We start from the raw sequence: 16,904 nt of genomic DNA on the forward strand, positions 1-16,904 counted from the left end.
CTCAACCGGCCCAATCCCGCACAGCCCGAGTTCAGAACTGCCCTGACGCCATGCCATAGAGGCTGGCGCTACCGGCCTGGATGCTGGCTTCCAGCGCCAGGCTGCGCGGCAGCAGGCGCTGGAAGAAGAACTCGGCACAGGCCAGCTTGGCACCAAGGAACGCCGGATCCTCGTCGAGCTTGCGCTGGGCTATGGCCGCCATACGTGCCCACAGGTAGGCGTAGGCGGTCAGGCCGAACAGGTGCAGGTATTCCACTGCCGTGGCGCTGACCAGGTTGACGTCCCGAGGCGCCTGCTCCAGCAGCCATTGGCTGGTGCGCTCCAGACGCACCAGGGCCTCCAGCAGGGCATCGCGGTGCAGTGGGGCGTCGACACAGAAGGCCCGGACCTCGCTGGTGAAGGCGAACAGGGCCTGGCCGCCGTCGGCAAGGACCTTGCGCCCCAGCAGGTCGAGGGCCTGGATGCCGTTGGTGCCTTCGTAGATCTGCGCGATACGCACGTCGCGCACCCGCTGCTCCTGCCCCCATTCACGGATATAGCCGTGGCCGCCGAATACCTGCTGGCCGAGCACGCAGCTTTCCAGGCCGTTGTCGGTGAAGAACGCCTTGGCCACCGGGGTCAGCAGGGCCACCTGGCGTTGGGCGCGTTCACGCTCGCCGGCGTCCTCGGCGTAGCGAGACAAGTCCAGTTGTTGGCCAACATAGGCGGCGAAGGCACGGCCGCCTTCGGTGAGCGCGCGCATGGTCAGCAGCATGCGCCGTACATCGCCGTGGTGGATGATCGGGTCGGCGATCCCGTCGCGTACCTGCGGTCCTGCGGCGGCCCGGCTTTGCAGGCGTTCGCAGGCGTAGCGCGCGGCGCTCTGGTACGAGGCCTCGGCGCAGCCGAGGCCCTGGATGCCGATGGACAGGCGCTCGTAGTTCATCATGGTGAACATCGCCGCCAGGCCGCGGTTCGCTTCGCCGACCAGGTAGCCGGTGGCCGCGTCGAAGTTCATCACGCAGGTGGCCGAGGCCTTGATACCCATCTTGTGTTCGATCGAGCCGCAGTGCGCCCCATTGCGCGCGCCCAGGCTACCGTCCGCCTCGACCAGGTACTTGGGCACCAGGAACAGCGAGATGCCCTTGGGGCCGGCCGGTGCGTCCGGCAGCCTGGCCAGCACCAGGTGGACGATGTTCTCGGTCAGGTCCTGCTCGCCGCCGGTGATGAAGATCTTGCTGCCACTGATGCGGTAACTGCCATCGGCCTGGGGTTCGGCACGGGTGCGGATCAGGCCCAGGTCGGTGCCGGCCTGGGGCTCGGTCAGGCACATGGTGCCCGCCCACTGGCCGCTGTACAGCGGCGCCAGGAAGGTGGCCTTCAAGGCCTCGTCGGCATGGGCATCGATGGCCAGGCAAGTGCCGGCGCTCAGCGCCGAATACAGGCTGAAGCTGCAATCGGCGGCGTAGAGCATCTCCTCGAACAGCACGGCGAGCATCTTCGGCATGCCCATGCCGCCGTACTCGGGGTTACCGCCCAGGCCAACCCAGCCGCCTTCGCGGTAGGTCCGCCAGGCCTCGCGGAAACCGTCGGGGGTGGTCACCTGGCCGGCCTCGAAGTGCACGCCCTGTTCGTCGCCGTTGCGGCTGAGCGGGGCGATCAATTGGCCGGTGATCTTCGCCGCCTCTTCGAGGATGGCGTCGGCGGTGTCGGCATCGACCCGCTCGGCCAGCGCCGGCAGGCGGGCCCACAGGGCTTGGGCATCGAACAGGTCATGGAGAACGAAGCGCATGTCGCGCAAGGGGGCCGTGTACTGGGTCATCTGGGAGCTCTCGAATGCAAGGGAGGAATCCGCGGCGCAGGGTCGCCCACCCTGGTAGGGGGGCGACATGGTCGGTGAGGCAGGCGTTGGGGTCAGAGGGCCCTGGCCTGGTCGCGCAGGAGGTACTTCTGGATCTTGCCGGTGGAGGTCTTGGGCAGCTCACCGAAGACCACCGTCTTCGGCACCTTGAAACCGGCCAGATGCTCGCGGCACCAAGCGATGATGTCCGCCTCGCGGGTGGCGCCGTGGCCGGGCTTGAGGGCGACGAAGGCGCAGGGCGTCTCGCCCCATTTCTCGTCCGGGCGGGCCACCACAGCTGCCTCGAGGACAGCCGGATGCCGGTAGAGGGTATCTTCGACCTCGAGGGTGGAGATGTTCTCGCCCCCGGAGATGATGATGTCCTTGAGCCGGTCCTTGATCTCGACATAGCCGTCGGCATGCCACACGGCCAGGTCGCCGGTGTGGAACCAGCCGCCGCGGAAGGCCTCGGCGGTGGCCTCGGGGTTCTTCAGGTAGCCCTTCATCACCGTGTTGCCACGCATGAAGATCTCGCCCAGGGTGTTGCCATCGCGGGGCACCGGCTGAAGGGTCTGCGGATCGGCGACCATCAGGCCATCGAGGGTCGGGTAGCGCACACCCTGGCGCGACTTGATCCGTGCTCGCTGCTCCAGGGGCTGGTCGTCCCATTCGGCGTGCCAGGCGCACACGGTCACTGGGCCGTAGACCTCGGTCAGGCCGTAGGTATGGGTGAGCTGGATGCCCATTTCCTCCACCGCGCCGATCACCTTGGCCGGTGGTGCGGCGCCGGCGACCATGGCCTGCACTGGATGGTCGATGGCCGCCTTGTCGGTCTCGGGCATGTTCACCAGGGCATTGAGCACGATGGGCGCGCCGCACAGGTGAGTGACCCGGTGCTCGCGGATGAGGGTGAGGATCTTCTGCGGGTCGACCCGGCGCAGGAACACATGGGTGCCAGCCAGGGCGGTGATGGTCCAGGGGTAGCACCAGCCGTTGCAATGAAACATCGGCAGGGTCCACAGGTACACCGGGTGATGGCCCATGGCCCAGGTGATCTGGTTGCCCAGGGCATTGAGGTAGGCGCCGCGATGGTGGTAGACCACGCCCTTGGGGTTACCGGTGGTGCCGGAGGTGTAGTTCAGCGAAATGGCCTGCCATTCGTCCTCCGGCCATTCCCAGGCGAACGCCGGGTCGCCCTCGGCGAGCAGGGCCTCGTAGTCCAGCTCGCTGACCGCGCGGCCTTCGCCGTACTCCGGGTCGTCCACGTCGACCACCAGGGGCGGGTGTTCGAGTAGGGCCAGGGCGGCTTCGATCACGGCGTGGAACTCGCGGTCGGTGATCAGCACCTTGGCCTCACCGTGCTGCAGCATGAAGGCGATGGCTTCGGCATCCAGGCGCACGTTCAGGGTGTTGAGCACCGCGCCGATCATCGGCACGGCGAAGTGCGCCTCGAGCATCGCCGGGATATTCGGCAGCATCACCGCCACCGTGTCGCCACGGCCGATGCCACGTCCGGCCAGGGCGCTGGCCAGGCGGCAGCAGCGCTCGTAGGTCTGGCGCCAGTCGCGGCGCAGGGCACCGTGGATCACTGCCGGGTAATGACCGTACACCGCGGCGGTGCGTTCGATGAAGCTCAGCGGCGTGAGGGCGACATGGTTGACAGGGGCGGGCATCAGGCCCTGGGAGAAGATCGACATGCGGTGGTCCTGTAGGGGAGGCAGGCGCAGCCTGTGCGCATGGCCCCCGGTGGCTGATTGTTAGCTCTGATCAGGGTGGGGAGCGCGCGTGGGTGCCGCTTCCCCTGTCGCATTTTTAAGCGAACCGCTATGGTAGATGGAATATCGACTATAGCAATATAGTAAAAATACTATAAGAACGAGCCCGAAACCGTGGACAAGCACCTATCCCCCTTGCTCGCCAAGGATCCCCAACCCAGCCTGCTGCTGGCGCCCGATGCCCGTCCGCTGGCCCTCAACGCGGCCCTGCAGGCGCTGATCGAAGCGGGGCCGCCGCTGGCGCGCTGGTTGCCGGCCAACAGCGCGGCGCTGGTGCGTGCCTGCCTGCGCCAGGGGCGGGCCATCGCTGAGGTGGAGGCCGAGCAGGGCGAGCGCATCCTGCTGTGGACCTTCATCCCCGACGACCGCGGCCAGCAGGTGCTGGCCCGCTGCCGCGACGCCAGCGAGGAGCGCCACGGCGCCCGCGAGGCCAGCCGAGCCCGGCGCCTGTACCGCTTGATCATCGAGAACACCACCGACCTGATCTCCCGGCACAGCCCCGATGGCCGCTTCCTCGATGCCTCGCCCGCGGCATTCCGCCTGCTCGGCCTGTGGCCGGAGCAACTGCGCGGCATGCCGGTCCGTGCCTTGCTCCATCCCCGCGAGCGGCGCCAGGCCCTGCAGCAGGCCGCTGCCGCCCTGGACCAGGATGGCTACCACACCATGACCTGCCGGGTCCGCCATGCCGCTGGCGGCTATCGCTGGTTCGAGATCGCCAGCCGGGCCATCCGCGAGACCTACACCGGCGCGGTGGTGGAGATCGTCAGCGTGTCCCGCGACATCAGCCTGCGCATCGAGGCCCAGGAGAGCCTGGCCCATGGTGCCCGGGTGGCCACCCTTGGCGAACTGGCGTCGGGCATCGCCCATGAGATCAACCAACCGCTGGCGGCGGTGGTCAACTACGCCAACGCCAGCCAGCGCTACCTGCAAGGGCTGGAACGCGACCCGCAGGCCCGCGAGCGGGTCGGCCAGGGGCTGCAGCGCATCATCGAGCAGGCTACCCATGCCGCCGAGGTCATCCGCCGCTTGCGGGCCTTTCTGCGCAAGGGCCCGCGACACTTGCAGGCACTCGACATCGTCGAGGTGGCCGGCGAGGCGATGCGCCTGTGCGCTTGGGAGGCGGCGCGTGAGCAGGTCAGCATCGAGCTGCGCATGAGCGGGACCTTGCCGAGCGTGCATGCCGACCGCGTGCTGCTGGAGCAGGTACTGCTCAACCTGCTGCGCAATGCCATCGACGCCAACCGCGAGCGGCACGATGGCAGGCCCTCGCGTATCCTGCTGGGCGCCGTGCGCCAGGGCGACTGGCTGCAGGTGGAGGTCGCCGACCAAGGGCCGGGCGTGGCTGCCGAGCGTCTGGACGAGATCTTCACGCCGTTCACCACCAGCAAGGCGGACGGCCTGGGGCTCGGCCTGAGCATGAGCCGCAGCATCGTCGAGGGTTTCGGTGGCAGCCTGCAGGCGCGGCCGGGCGAGGCGGGCGGCTTGGTGTTGTGCTGCCGCCTGCCGGCGAACAAGGGATGAGGGAGGGTGAAGGTGCAAGCGAAGGTCTATGTGGTCGATGACGACCAAGGCATGCTCGATTCGACGGTCTGGCTGCTGGAGTCGGTGGGGCTGTGTGCGCTGCCGTTCACCAGCGGCCAGGCGTTCCTGGACGCCTGCGACGACCGGGGGCCGGCCTGCGTGCTCCTGGATGTGCGCATGCCTGGCCTGGGCGGGCTGGCGGTACAGGAGGCGTTGCGCGAGCGTGGGCGGCGGATCCCGGTGATCTTCGTCAGCGGGCACGCCGATGTGCCCATCGTGGTCCGTGCCTTCAAGGCCGGGGCCTGCGATTTCATCGAGAAACCCTACAACGACCAGTTGCTGCTCGACAGTGTCCAGGCGGCCTTGGGCCACGCTCGCCGCGAGCACCAGGGCAGCGAGGCGCTGGCCGCCGTGCAGGCGCGCATCGATGGGCTGACGCCGCGCGAGCGGGATGTGTTCATCCCGTTGGCCCAGGGCCTGAGCAACCGCGAGATCGCCGAGCAGCTCGGGGTCAGCGTCAAGACCGTGGACCTGTACCGGGGGCGGGTGATGAAGCGCATGCAGGCGGCAAGCCTGGCGGAGCTGGTGGGGATGGCGATTGCCTGTGGGCAGGTGCAGGCGCTGGGCTTGGCGGCTGCCCGGGTGGTTTGAGTAGCCACCTAATAAAGGTTTTGACATTCACTGCCTAGGCAGTAATATTTTTACACAATTGTTCGAGCCGACCCCGATGTCCCATTTCACCCCGGAAAATTTCCAGAGCTGCACCCTCGGCATGCTGCTGGGCCGTGCCACGTTGTTGAAGGACCGCATCCTCGATTCGCACCTGGAGGCCGACGGTATCACCGCCGCGCAGTTCAAGGTGTTGATCATCGTCGCCCAGTACCAGGTGGACACCCCGGCCGAGCTGTGCCGCTACCTGGGCCTGGACAGCGGCTCGATGACGCGCATGCTCGACCGCCTCGAGCAGAAGGGGCTGGTCCTGCGCAATCGCTGCCCGCAAGACCGTCGCCAGGTGCGCCTGGCCTTGACCCGCGAGGGCCAGCGCCTGGCCGATCGCCTGCCGCAGATCGGCGCGGCATCGATGAACGAGCTGCTCGGCGTGCTGCAACCGGAAGAACTCAAGACCCTCGAAGGCCTGTTGGCCAAGGTGCTGATCAGCGCCGGCGACCCCCTGACGATCCGCCGCTTCGGCGATCGTTGATCCCTGTCACGATTCATCCAAGGTACCGTCATGGCCACTCCCGTCGACACCCCCTCCACCAGCGCGACGCCTGAAGCCTCGCGCAAGCGCAAGACCTGGCTGCTGGGCCTGTTGCTCGTGCTGGTTCTCGCCGGCGCCGCCACCTGGGCCTGGTACGCCCTGGTCGGGCGTTGGCACGAGAGCACCGACGACGCCTACGTCAACGGCAACGTGGTGGAAATCACTCCCCTGGTGACCGGCACCGTCACCAGCATCGGTGCCGACGATGGCGACCTGGTCCACGCCGGCCAGGTACTGTTGCGCTTCGACCCGGCCGACAGCGAGGTCGCCCTGCAATCGGCCGAGGCCAGGCTGGCGCGCACCGTACGCCAGGTGCGTGGCCTGTACAGCAACGTCGATGCCCTCAAGGCCCAGGTACAGACCCGCCAGGCCGAACTGAAGAAGGCCCGGGAAAACTACCAGCGGCGCAAGGTGCTGGCCGACAGCGGGGCGATCGCCGCCGAGGAGCTTTCCCATTCCCGCGATGACCTGAGCGCCGCCCAGAGCGCCCTGGACAATGCCCGTCAGCAGCTCAGCACCAGCACTGCGCTGGTCGACGACACCGTGGTCTCCTCGCATCCCGAGGTCATGGCCGCCGCCGCCGACCTGCGCCAGGCCTACCTCGACCACGCTCGCACCACCCTGGTGGCGCCGGTGACCGGCTACGTGGCCAAGCGCACCGTGCAACTGGGTCAGCGCCTGCAGCCGGGTACCGCGACCATGGCGGTGATCCCCCTGGACCAGGTGTGGATCGACGCCAACTTCAAGGAAACCCAGCTGCGCGACATGCGCATCGGCCAGCCGGTGGAGGTCACCGCCGACCTCTACGGCAGCGCCGTGAAGTACAGCGGCACCATCGACAGCCTCGGCGCCGGTACCGGCAGCGCCTTCGCCCTGTTGCCAGCGCAGAACGCCACCGGCAACTGGATCAAGATCGTCCAGCGGGTGCCGGTACGTATTCACCTCGACCCCCAGCAACTCAAGGCGCACCCGCTGCGCATCGGCCTGTCCACCGTGGTCGAGGTCGACCTGCACGACCAGAGTGGCCCGGCCCTGGCACAGCAACCGCCGCAGCAGGCCAGCTACACCACTCAGGTGTATGACCGCCAACTGGTCGAGGCCGACCACCTGATCGCCCGGCTGATCCACGAGAACAGCGCGTCCGGCAAGACGGCCCAGCGATGAGCGACAACGCACCCGCCCAGTTCACGCCGCCGAGCCTGCTGCTGACCACCATCGGCCTGTCGCTGGCGACTTTCATGCAGGTGCTCGACACCACCATCGCCAACGTGGCCTTGCCGACCATCTCCGGCAACCTGGGGGTGAGCTACGAGCAGGGCACCTGGGTGATCACCTCGTTCGCCGTGAGCAACGCCATCGCCTTGCCGCTGACCGGTTGGCTGAGCCGGCGTTTCGGCGAGGTGAAGCTGTTCATCTGGGCCACGCTGCTGTTCGTGCTCGCCTCGTTCCTGTGCGGCATCGCCCAGTCGATGCCCGAGCTGGTGGCCTTCCGTGTGCTCCAGGGGGTGGTGGCAGGCCCGCTGTATCCGATGACCCAGACCTTGCTGATTGCGGTATACCCGCCGGCCAAGCGGGGGATGGCCCTGGCCCTGCTGGCCATGGTCACGGTGGTGGCGCCGATCGCAGGGCCGATCCTCGGCGGCTGGATCACCGACAGCTACAGCTGGCCATGGATCTTCTTCATCAACGTGCCTATCGGCCTGTTCGCCGCCGCCGTGGTGCGCCAGCAGATGCGCGCGCGGCCGGTGCTCACCAGCCGTCAGCCGATGGACTACATCGGCCTGCTGACCCTGGTCATCGGCGTCGGTGCGTTGCAGGTGGTGCTGGACAAAGGCAATGACCTGGACTGGTTCGAGTCGTCGTTCATCGTCGTTGGCAGCCTGATATCGGTGGTGTTCCTGGCGATCTTCGTGATCTGGGAGCTGACTGACCGCCATCCAGTGGTCAACCTGCGGCTGTTCGTGCACCGTAACTTTCGCATCGGCACGTTGGTGCTGGTAGGTGGCTATGCGGGGTTCTTCGGCATCAACCTGATCCTGCCGCAGTGGCTGCAGACGCAGATGGGCTACACCGCCACCTGGGCGGGCCTGGCGGTGGCGCCGATCGGCCTGTTGCCGGTGCTCATGTCGCCCTTCGTCGGCAAGTACGCCCACCGATTCGACCTGCGCCTGCTGGCGGGGCTGGCGTTCCTGGCGATCGGCACCAGTTGCTACATGCGGGCCGGCTTCACCAGCGAGGTGGACTTCCAGCACGTGGCGCTGGTGCAGTTGTTCATGGGGATCGGTGTGGCGCTGTTCTTCATGCCGACCTTGAGCATCCTGTTATCGGACCTGCCGCCCCACCAGATCGCCGATGGCTCGGGCCTGGCCACGTTCCTGCGCACCCTTGGCGGCAGCTTCGCCGCCTCGCTGACCACCTGGATCTGGATTCGCCGGGCCGACCAGCACCATGCCTACCTGAGCGAGAACATCAGCCAGTACGACCCGACCACCCGTCATGCGCTGGAGCAGTTGGGTGGGGCGAACCCGCAGAGCTACGCGCAGCTGGAGCAGATCCTCAACGGGCAGGCGTACATGATGTCGACGGTGGACTACTTCACCCTGATGACCTGGATATTCGCCGGCCTGATCCTGCTGGTATGGCTGGCGCGTCCGCCATTCACGGCCAAGGCCGGGCCGGCTTCGGCGGGGCATTGAGCCGGTGAGCGCCCTTTAGGGGCGCTGCCCCGCCGGCATTCACAATCGGGCGCTTTTCCCCTATTGTCGAAGGTTCATTCCCAGGCAATTGGCAGGCTCATGGAGAAAGTCATCGTGATCACCGGTGCCAGCCGTGGCATCGGCGCCGCCACCGCGTTGCTGGCGGCCAGGCAAGGTTACCGTATCTGCATCAACTACCACGCCGACGACCAGGCCGCCGAACAGGTGCTCGGCCAGGTCCGCGCGCTGGGGGCCATGGCCATCGTCGTGCGCGCCGACGCCAGCGTCGAGGATGAGGTGATGCAACTGTTCCACCGTGTCGACCAGGAGCTCGGCCCGGTCACCGCGTTGGTCAACAACGCCGGCACCATCGGCCAGCAGAGCCGGGTCGAGGAAATGTCCGAGTTCCGCCTGCTCAAGGTGATGAAGTCCAACGTGGTCGGCCCGATGCTGTGCGCCAAGCATGCCCTGCTGCGCATGGCCCGGCGCCATGGCGGCCAGGGCGGCGGCATCGTCAACGTGTCGTCGGTGGCCGCGCGTCTCGGGGCGCCCAACGAATATGTCGACTACGCGGCCTCCAAGGGCGCACTGGACACCTTCACCATCGGCCTGGCCAAGGAAGTGGCGGGCGAGGGCGTGCGGGTCAACGGCGTGCGGCCGGGTTACATCCATACCGGTTTCCATGCCCTGAGCGGCGATCCCGAGCGGGTGGCCAAGCTCGAGCCAGGGCTGCCCATGGGGCGTGGCGGGCAACCCGAGGAAGTGGCCGAGGCGATCCTCTGGCTGCTGTCGGACAAGGCGTCCTATTCCACCGGCAGCTTCATCGAGCTGGGGGGCGGGCGCTAGTGCCCTGTCTCGGAAATACGCTGTTCGCTTTTGGCGGCGTCTTGGGCGCCCGGCCGGCGTTGCCACTGCTCGCCATAGCCCTGCTATGACTCGTCGCGGCGCCTTGGCCGAACACCCAAGCCACTCGCCAAAAGAGAACGTATTTCCGAGACAGGACACTAGGGCGTTTTGGGGGCGCTGTCAGCCGAACGTTCCCTGTGCCCCAGCGCAGCCCGAAGGGTCGTGTAATCCCTGCTGTCAAAACGATCGTGCGATCCGCCCCAGGGTTGCCATCGCCTGCTCCGCGCCATCGCTCCAGGGGCTGCCATAGTTCAGGCGGATGCAGTTGCCAAAGCGCCGGGTGGGCGAGAAGATCGGCCCCGGGGCGATACTGATACCCTGGGCCAGGGCCATGTGGAACAGCTTGAGCGCATCCATCCGTTGGGGCAGCTCCAGCCACAGGAAGTAGCCACCTGTGGGCTGGCTGACCCGGGTCTGGGCCGGCAGGTGGCGGGCGATGGCGGCGAGCATGCTGGTCTGTTGCCCTTCCAGGGCATACCGCAACTTGCGCAGGTGACGGTCATAGCCGCCATGCTGCAGGTAGTCGGCGATCGCCGCCTGGGCTGGCATCGATGCACACAGCGAGGTCATCAGCTTGAGCCGCTCGATCTTGCGGGCGAAGCGTCCGGCGGCCACCCAGCCGATGCGGTAGCCCGGTGCGAGGCTCTTGGCGAAGGAGCCGCAGTGCATCACCAGGCCTTCGCTGTCGAAGGCCTTGGCCGGCTTGGGCGCCTGCTGCGAGTAATAGAGTTCGGCGTAGACATCGTCCTCGATCAACGGCACCTGATGGCGGCGCAGCAGCTCGACCAGTGCCTGTTTCTTCGCCTCCGGCATGCTGGCGCCCACCGGGTTCTGGAAGTTGGTCATGCACCACACGGCCTTGACCGGATGCTGCTCCAGGGCTTGCGCCAGGGCGTCCAGGTCCATGCCTTCGCGTGGTTGCACCGGGATCTCCACGGCCTTGAGCTTGAGCCGCTCCAGCACCTGCAGGCAGGCGTAGAAGGCCGGCGCCTCGATGGCCACCAGATCGCCAGGTTCGGTGACCGCCTGCAGACACAGGTTCAGGGCCTCCAGGGCGCCGTTGGTGATCAGCAGTTCCTCCATCGGCAACATCAATCCGCCAACCATGTAGCGCAGGGCGATCTGCCGGCGCAGCTGCGGGTTGCCCGGCGACAGGTCGCTGACCACCATGTGCGGGTCCATGGCCCGGCTGGCGCTGGCCAGGGAGCGTGCCAGGCGTTGCAGCGGGAACAGCCCCGGGCTGGGGAAGGCCGAGCCGAACGGCACGGTGTGCGGGTCCTTGATCGAGTCGAGGATGGAGAACACCAGGTCGCTGACGTCCACGTCGGTGGAGCCGCCGGCCGGCGCCAGGGCCTGGGGCTCGCTGAACTGGCGGGGCGCATGGGCATTGACGAAATAGCCCGAGCGCGGCCGGGCGCGGATCAGCCCACGGCGCTCGAGCAGGTAGTAGGCCTGGAACACCGTGGACGGGCTGACCCCGTGGGTTTGGCTGGCATAGCGTACCGATGGCACGCGCTGGCCCGGGCCGAGCACCCCGGAGCGGATCAGTTCGGCAATGTCGTCGGCGAATCGTTCGTAGCGTTTCATTGTGGCTGGGCCAGGCGGGGTGAAGGGCGTAGGAATGCCGCCCGGCCCAGGCAGTATGAGGTGTGCCCTGTTTTCAGTACAGACTCAGTTTGCGCGATGAAAACCGTATCAGATTGTCGCTAGATCACCGAGCCTGGCGTGCTGGCCTTCAGGTGCCGGCGGCTGTCCAGCGCGCCTGCGACGGTGAGGGCATCGGCCTCGGCTTCGGTGATCGGCACGCGCTGGCCGGCGAGCAGCGCCACGGACATGCGCAGTTGCTCGTCGGTGACGATCTCGATATCCGGGCCATCGCCCTCGATGCGCAGGTCTTCGCCGATCAGGGTGCAGCGGCGGGTGCTTTCGTCGATTTCAACGGGCATGGCGGGTTCCTCCTGGTGGCGGTCATTGGTTGTGACCGCGCAGGCATTGGGGTTGCTGCATCGTTCCGCTCGGCGGATCCGGTCGCACTCCCGGGTAGCGGTATGGTCAACGTCTTAAAGCCGTGCGGGCTCTTTCGCGGGCAAGCCCGCTCCCACATGGCCTTTGCAAACCGCATCATGTTGGCCGACTCGGAACCTGTGGGAGCGGGCCTGCCCACGAAGGGGCCCGCAACGGCCCTGGTGCGTTGCCCGATACGAGAGGGTTTCCATGGATATCTGGCCCACGGTATGGCAGGCCATTCAAGCCGAGTTCGCCGACATCGCCGACGAGCGCGAGGTCACGCAGATCCTCGTGCGCCTGCTGATGGCGGCGCTGCTGGGCGCGGTACTGGGCTTCGAGCGCGAGCACAAGGGCAAGTCCGCCGGCGTGCGCACCCATATGCTGGTGTCGCTGGGGGCTGCGTTGTTCGTGCTGGCGCCGAGCATGGCCGGGGCCGACGAACAGGCGCTCAGCCGGGTGATCCAGGGGATCGTCGCCGGTATCGGTTTCCTCGGTGCCGGCACCATCCTCAAGGGCAACGGGCAGGACACCAGCCACGTGAAGGGGCTGACCACCGCCGCTGGGTTATGGATGACCGCTGCCATCGGTACCGCCGCCGGCATGGGCCGCGAGGCCACGGCGCTGATCAGTACGGTCATGGCACTGCTGGTGCTGGGCACCATGCCGCTGCTGGTGGACAAGCTGGAAGGGGAGAATGGGGAGAAGCAGGAGGAAGAGGAGGGCGGGAAGCACTGAGGGGAGCCGAAGCTCCCCTCAAAGCGTTGTTGCCTGCTCTTTTTTATTATTGGAGACCGGCTTGTTGTTGTTTTTGTCAGCCCGTGCCTCGGTGTAGCGGGAGGCCCCCATCCGGGGCCAAGAGCAAACGTATTTTTTTGAGCGCTGACCTGCTTTCATCATTGCTGATCCGACCCTGACCGTCGCTACCTCGTGGTAGTTTTATTGTTCTGTGCCAGGTCGCGGGGGCATGCCCCCTGGAATGCATGTCTACTCCAAAAAAATCTGCTTGCTACGCCTCTGCCGTGTTGTTCTTGTTATGTCAGAGCCGTCATCTGTTGTTTTTATTGGGTGTCACGTTTTTGTTCTTGTTATGCCAGAAGATATAGCAGGTGCCGTGCCAACTTTTTTAATTACTTTAAAATCAATAGCTTGCTGTGTTTGGCGAAAATCGCACCACCTGAAAATCTGTCGAATTGTTTCCCTGTTACCCGATTTTTCGCTGCCAGGTGTGTGGGCGGTAACACTCACCCACACCTATGTGACACCCGTATGACTCACTGCGCGCTGCGTGCCCGTGCCACCCGCGAGCCGTTGGCCCGGCCCAGCACGTCGCTGATGCGCTGGCCGGCGGCGATCAGCCGTTGCAGGTCGATGCCGGTGTCGATACCCAGCCCCTGCATCAGGTACACCACATCCTCGGTGGCCACGTTGCCGGTGGCACCCTTGGCATAGGGGCAGCCGCCCAGGCCCGCCACGGAGCTGTCGAACACCCGGATGCCTTCGAGCAGGCTGGCATAGACATTGGCCAGTGCCTGGCCATAGGTGTCGTGGAAATGCCCGGCCAGCCGCTCGCGCGGTACCTGCGTCGAGACCACCTCGAACAGGCGCCGGGCCTCGCCGGCGGTGCCGGTGCCGATGGTGTCGCCCAGCGACACCTCGTAGCAGCCCATGTCATGCAGGGCCCGGGCCACCGGGGCGACCTGCTCGGCGCTGACCTTGCCTTCATAAGGGCAGCCGAGTACGCAGGACACATAGCCGCGCACCTGGATGCCATGGCTACGTGCGGCCTCCATGATCGGTTCGAAGCGCTTGAGGCTGTCGCTGATCGAGCAGTTTATGTTGCGCTGGGAGAATGCCTCGGACGCAGCGGCGAACACCGCCACTTCCTTCACGCCCGCTACCAGGGCATCCTCGAAACCGCGCAGGTTGGGGGCCAAGGCAGCGTAGGTGACGCCGGGACGTTGCTGGATACCGGCGAACACCTCGGCGGAGCCGGCCATCTGCGGTACCCACTTGGGCGAGACGAAGCTGCCCACCTCGATATAGGAGAGCCCGGCCTCGCTGAGGTCGTCCACCAGGCGCACCTTGTCGGCGACGCTGATGGGCTGGGCTTCGTTCTGCAGGCCGTCGCGTGGGCCGACTTCGACCAGGCGGACGTTCTTGGGCAATGACATGGCGGGCTTCCTGTGGCGGGTCAACGGTTGGCGTTCTGCGTGTTCAAGGTGGCGGCCAGGGCCTGTTCGCAGCGCTCCTGGGCGGTGTCCAGCTCCAGGTGCATCTGCTGGATGTCGAGCATCTGCTGTTCCAGCTGGGCGCGGCGTTCGGCGATCTTCGCCAGCATGCTGTTGAGCTGCTTGAGGTTGCCGCTGCTGGGGTCGTACAGCTCGATCAGCTCGCGGCATTCGGCCAGGGAGAAGCCGATGCGCTTGCCGCGCAGGATGAGTTTCAGGGTGACCTTGTCACGTGCCGAGTAGATGCGCTCCAGGCCGCGGCGCTCCGGGCTCAGCAGGCCCTGTTCCTCGTAGAAGCGGATCGCGCGGGTGGTGATGTCCAGTTCGCGGGACAGGTCGGAAATGCTGTAGGTCTGGCTGCTCATGCTCGGGCTCGAAAGAGGGTATGGCAGTAACCTAAATGCAGGTTGACGTATACGTCAAGCAGGCGCGTGCCGTGCCGACTGTCGATAACCCTTGGGCGTCTGCCCGCTCAGGCGCTTGAAGAAGCGCGCGAAGTAGGTCGGGTCGCTGAACCCCAGGCTGTCCGACAACTGGCCGATGCTCATGCGCGTATACACCAGGTTGCGCCGGGCCTCGAGCAACAGGCGCTGGTGCACGACCTGCAACGCGCTCTGCCCGGCCAGGTCCCGGCATAGCTGGTTGAGGCGCAGGCTGGAGACCCCCAGGCGGGCGGCGAAAGTGTCCACCGAGAGGTGCTCGCGGTAGTGCGCCTCGACCAGGCGCAAGTAGCGACCGAGCAGTTGCCGATCACGTTCGTCGCGGTTGCGCGGCAGTTGGCCGGACTGCTGGCGACGGCTGATCCAGACCATCAGCGCGGTCACCAGCGCCTGCAGCATCGCTGCCCGGGAGGGGGCGTTGCCCTGGTATTCCTGTTGCAGCGTGTCGATCAGGGCATGCAGCCGATGGCGGTCGCTGCCCAGCGGGTAGCAGGTGGCCGACGCCAGCACGGCCAGCGGTGCGCCCAGGCGTTGCTCCAGGTCCGCCACCAGCGCCGTGCCGAAGGTCAGGACATGCCCCTGGATATCGGCGCTGAAACGAAAACCATGCACGGTCAGCGGCGGCACCACCTGGATGGCCGCTTCGCAGATCTCGCTGCGCTTTCCCTCGATCTCCACCTGGGCCTGGCCGCGCTGCACGTACAGCAGCTGGAACAGCTTGGCGTGGCGATGGGGCTTGATCTCCCAGTGGTGCAGGCGGCTGCGTGCCGGGATCGACTCGCAGTGCAGCAGGTCGGTCCCCGGCCAGGCGTGGTTCTCGCCATAGAGCTGGAACAGCGGGACACCGGGGAGGCTCGACATCATGCGCGTACCTGTCCGTTAATCGAACACAATATGTAAAAGTGCAGGTAATCCATGGAATATCACACTTAATGGCCGATTCTTGATCGTAAAAATGCAGGGGCAAACCCTAACAGCAGATGCCTGGTCACTGCCAGTCGCAGGCCGGCATCGACACGACGAGACAACAACAATGAAGACTCAGGTTGCAATCATCGGCGCCGGCCCGTCTGGCCTGCTGCTCGGCCAGCTGTTGCACAAGGCCGGTATCGACACGCTGATCCTCGAGCGCCAGACGCCCGACTACGTGCTCGGGCGCATCCGTGCCGGGGTACTGGAGCAGGGCACGGTCGAGCTGTTGCACGAGGCGGGGGTGGCCGCGCGCATGGCGCGTGAAGGGCTGGTCCACGAAGGGGTCGAGCTGCTGGTCGGCGGCCGTCGCCAGCGCTTGGATCTCAAGGCACTGACCGGCGGCAAGACGGTCATGGTCTATGGCCAGACCGAGGTCACCCGCGATTTGATGCAGGCTCGCCAGGAGAGCGGGGCGCCGATCATCTACTCGGCCAGCAACGTGCGACCCCATGGACTGGAAGGCGTGCATCCGTACCTGACGTTCGAGAAGGATGGCCAGGTGCATCGCGTCGACTGCGACTACATCGCCGGTTGCGACGGCTTTCACGGCGTGTCGCGCCAGAGCATCCCCGACGGTGTGCTCAAGCATTACGAACGGGTCTATCCGTTCGGCTGGTTGGGCCTGCTGGCCGATACGCCACCGGTCAACCACGAACTGATCTACGCCCACCACGAACGCGGTTTCGTACTGTGCAGCCAGCGCTCCCAGACCCGCAGCCGCTACTACCTGCAGGTACCGCTCGGCGAGCGGGTCGAGGACTGGAGCGACCAGCGTTTCTGGGACGAGCTCAAGACACGCCTGCCCGAGGACGTGGCGGCGCGACTGGTCACCGGCCCTGCGCTGGAAAAGAGCATCGCCCCGTTGCGCAGCCTGGTGGTCGAACCGATGCAGCATGGCCGGCTGTTCCTGGTCGGCGACGCCGCCCACATCGTCCCGCCCACCGGCGCCAAGGGCCTGAACCTCGCGGCCTCGGACGTGAACTACCTGTACCGGATCCTGGTCAAGGTCTATCGCCAGGGGCGTACCGACCTGCTGGCGCAGTACTCGCCGCTGGCCTTGCGGCGGGTGTGGAAGGGCGAGCGCTTCAGCTGGTTCATGACCCAGTTGCTGCATGATTTCGGCGAGCACAAGGATGACTGGGACCGGAAGATGCAAGAGGCCGACCGCGAGTATTTCCTGGGGTCGCCGGCTGGCTTGGCGAACATTGCCGAGAACTACGTGGGCTTGCCGTTCGAGGTGGTGGAGTAGGGCGGGGCTTGCCGGCGATGGGCGCGAAGC

15 protein-coding genes are annotated in these 16,904 nt (G+C 66.4%); 8 read left to right on the top strand and 7 right to left on the bottom strand.

What is annotated here, in order from left to right; translation table 11 throughout:
• Positions 1-31: 31 nt before the first annotated feature.
• Both WCE05_RS05420 and WCE05_RS05425 read right to left on the bottom strand, forming a co-directional pair.
• A complete protein-coding gene (locus tag WCE05_RS05420; protein ID WP_368815555.1) occupies positions 32-1,801 on the bottom strand; it encodes an acyl-CoA dehydrogenase C-terminal domain-containing protein in 1,770 nt (589 codons plus the stop codon).
• A 92-nt stretch (positions 1,802-1,893) separates the two neighbouring features.
• Entirely contained in the window at positions 1,894-3,516 is a 1,623-nt protein-coding gene (locus WCE05_RS05425; RefSeq protein WP_253091455.1) for an acyl-CoA synthetase, read from the bottom strand.
• Between the two features lie 192 nt (positions 3,517-3,708).
• Here WCE05_RS05425 and WCE05_RS05430 point away from each other — a divergent pair, with 192 nt between their 5' ends.
• The 6 genes from WCE05_RS05430 (at position 3,709) to WCE05_RS05455 (ending at position 9,918) form a co-directional block, all read left to right on the top strand.
• A complete protein-coding gene (locus WCE05_RS05430) occupies positions 3,709-5,115 on the top strand; it encodes a sensor histidine kinase (RefSeq protein WP_368815556.1) in 1,407 nt (468 codons plus the stop codon).
• Positions 5,116-5,127: 12 nt separating this feature from the next.
• On the top strand, positions 5,128-5,766 hold the full coding sequence (locus WCE05_RS05435; RefSeq protein WP_225789033.1) for a response regulator transcription factor: 639 nt from the start codon (positions 5,128-5,130) through the stop codon (positions 5,764-5,766).
• A gap of 76 nt (positions 5,767-5,842) precedes the next feature.
• Complete coding sequence (locus tag WCE05_RS05440; RefSeq protein ID WP_225789034.1) at positions 5,843-6,316, top strand: MarR family winged helix-turn-helix transcriptional regulator; 474 nt, start codon at positions 5,843-5,845, stop codon at positions 6,314-6,316.
• 30 nt (positions 6,317-6,346) lie between these two features.
• On the top strand, positions 6,347-7,540 hold the full coding sequence (locus WCE05_RS05445) for an HlyD family efflux transporter periplasmic adaptor subunit (RefSeq protein WP_368815557.1): 1,194 nt from the start codon (positions 6,347-6,349) through the stop codon (positions 7,538-7,540).
• Positions 7,537-9,072: a DHA2 family efflux MFS transporter permease subunit gene (locus WCE05_RS05450; protein WP_368815558.1), complete on the top strand. Its 1,536-nt coding sequence runs from the start codon at positions 7,537-7,539 to the stop codon at positions 9,070-9,072. Before WCE05_RS05445 ends, WCE05_RS05450 begins: the two co-directional genes overlap by 4 nt.
• A 99-nt stretch (positions 9,073-9,171) precedes the next feature.
• Positions 9,172-9,918, top strand: a complete 747-nt coding sequence (locus tag WCE05_RS05455; RefSeq protein WP_368815559.1) for an SDR family oxidoreductase — start codon at positions 9,172-9,174, stop codon at positions 9,916-9,918.
• Between the two features lie 237 nt (positions 9,919-10,155).
• On the opposite strand, the gene mapR is transcribed toward WCE05_RS05455, so the two are convergent.
• Together mapR and WCE05_RS05465 are read right to left on the bottom strand one after the other, a co-directional pair.
• The gene (gene mapR / locus WCE05_RS05460) at positions 10,156-11,565 is read right to left on the bottom strand and encodes a GntR family transcriptional regulator MpaR (RefSeq protein ID WP_368815560.1); all 1,410 of its coding nucleotides are present in this window, start codon (positions 11,563-11,565) and stop codon (positions 10,156-10,158) included.
• 119 nt (positions 11,566-11,684) lie between these two features.
• Positions 11,685-11,924, bottom strand: a complete 240-nt coding sequence (locus WCE05_RS05465; RefSeq protein ID WP_225789039.1) for a DUF3203 family protein — start codon at positions 11,922-11,924, stop codon at positions 11,685-11,687.
• 268 nt (positions 11,925-12,192) lie between these two features.
• Here WCE05_RS05465 and WCE05_RS05470 point away from each other — a divergent pair, with 268 nt between their 5' ends.
• Positions 12,193-12,720: an MgtC/SapB family protein gene (locus WCE05_RS05470; protein WP_225789040.1), complete on the top strand. Its 528-nt coding sequence runs from the start codon at positions 12,193-12,195 to the stop codon at positions 12,718-12,720.
• Between the two features lie 536 nt (positions 12,721-13,256).
• Here the strand turns inward: WCE05_RS05470 and WCE05_RS05475 are convergent.
• Genes WCE05_RS05475 through WCE05_RS05485 form a run of 3 tightly spaced genes read right to left on the bottom strand, consistent with a single transcriptional unit; the run spans position 13,257 to position 15,517 of the window.
• Positions 13,257-14,156, bottom strand: coding sequence for a hydroxymethylglutaryl-CoA lyase (locus WCE05_RS05475; RefSeq protein WP_368815561.1), 900 nt, complete (start codon positions 14,154-14,156; stop codon positions 13,257-13,259).
• Between the two features lie 20 nt (positions 14,157-14,176).
• Positions 14,177-14,578, bottom strand: coding sequence for a MerR family DNA-binding transcriptional regulator (locus WCE05_RS05480; RefSeq protein ID WP_225789042.1), 402 nt, complete (start codon positions 14,576-14,578; stop codon positions 14,177-14,179).
• Between the two features lie 54 nt (positions 14,579-14,632).
• On the bottom strand, positions 14,633-15,517 hold the full coding sequence (locus WCE05_RS05485; RefSeq protein WP_368815562.1) for a helix-turn-helix domain-containing protein: 885 nt from the start codon (positions 15,515-15,517) through the stop codon (positions 14,633-14,635).
• Positions 15,518-15,686: 169 nt separating this feature from the next.
• Here WCE05_RS05485 and pobA point away from each other — a divergent pair, with 169 nt between their 5' ends.
• Positions 15,687-16,874, top strand: a complete 1,188-nt coding sequence (gene pobA, locus WCE05_RS05490; RefSeq protein WP_225789044.1) for a 4-hydroxybenzoate 3-monooxygenase — start codon at positions 15,687-15,689, stop codon at positions 16,872-16,874.
• The last annotated feature ends 30 nt before the right edge of the window (positions 16,875-16,904 follow it).

The sequence above is a fragment of the Pseudomonas sp. I2 genome (genome assembly GCF_040984075.1).
Lineage (GTDB): Bacteria > Pseudomonadota > Gammaproteobacteria > Pseudomonadales > Pseudomonadaceae > Aquipseudomonas > Aquipseudomonas guariconensis_B.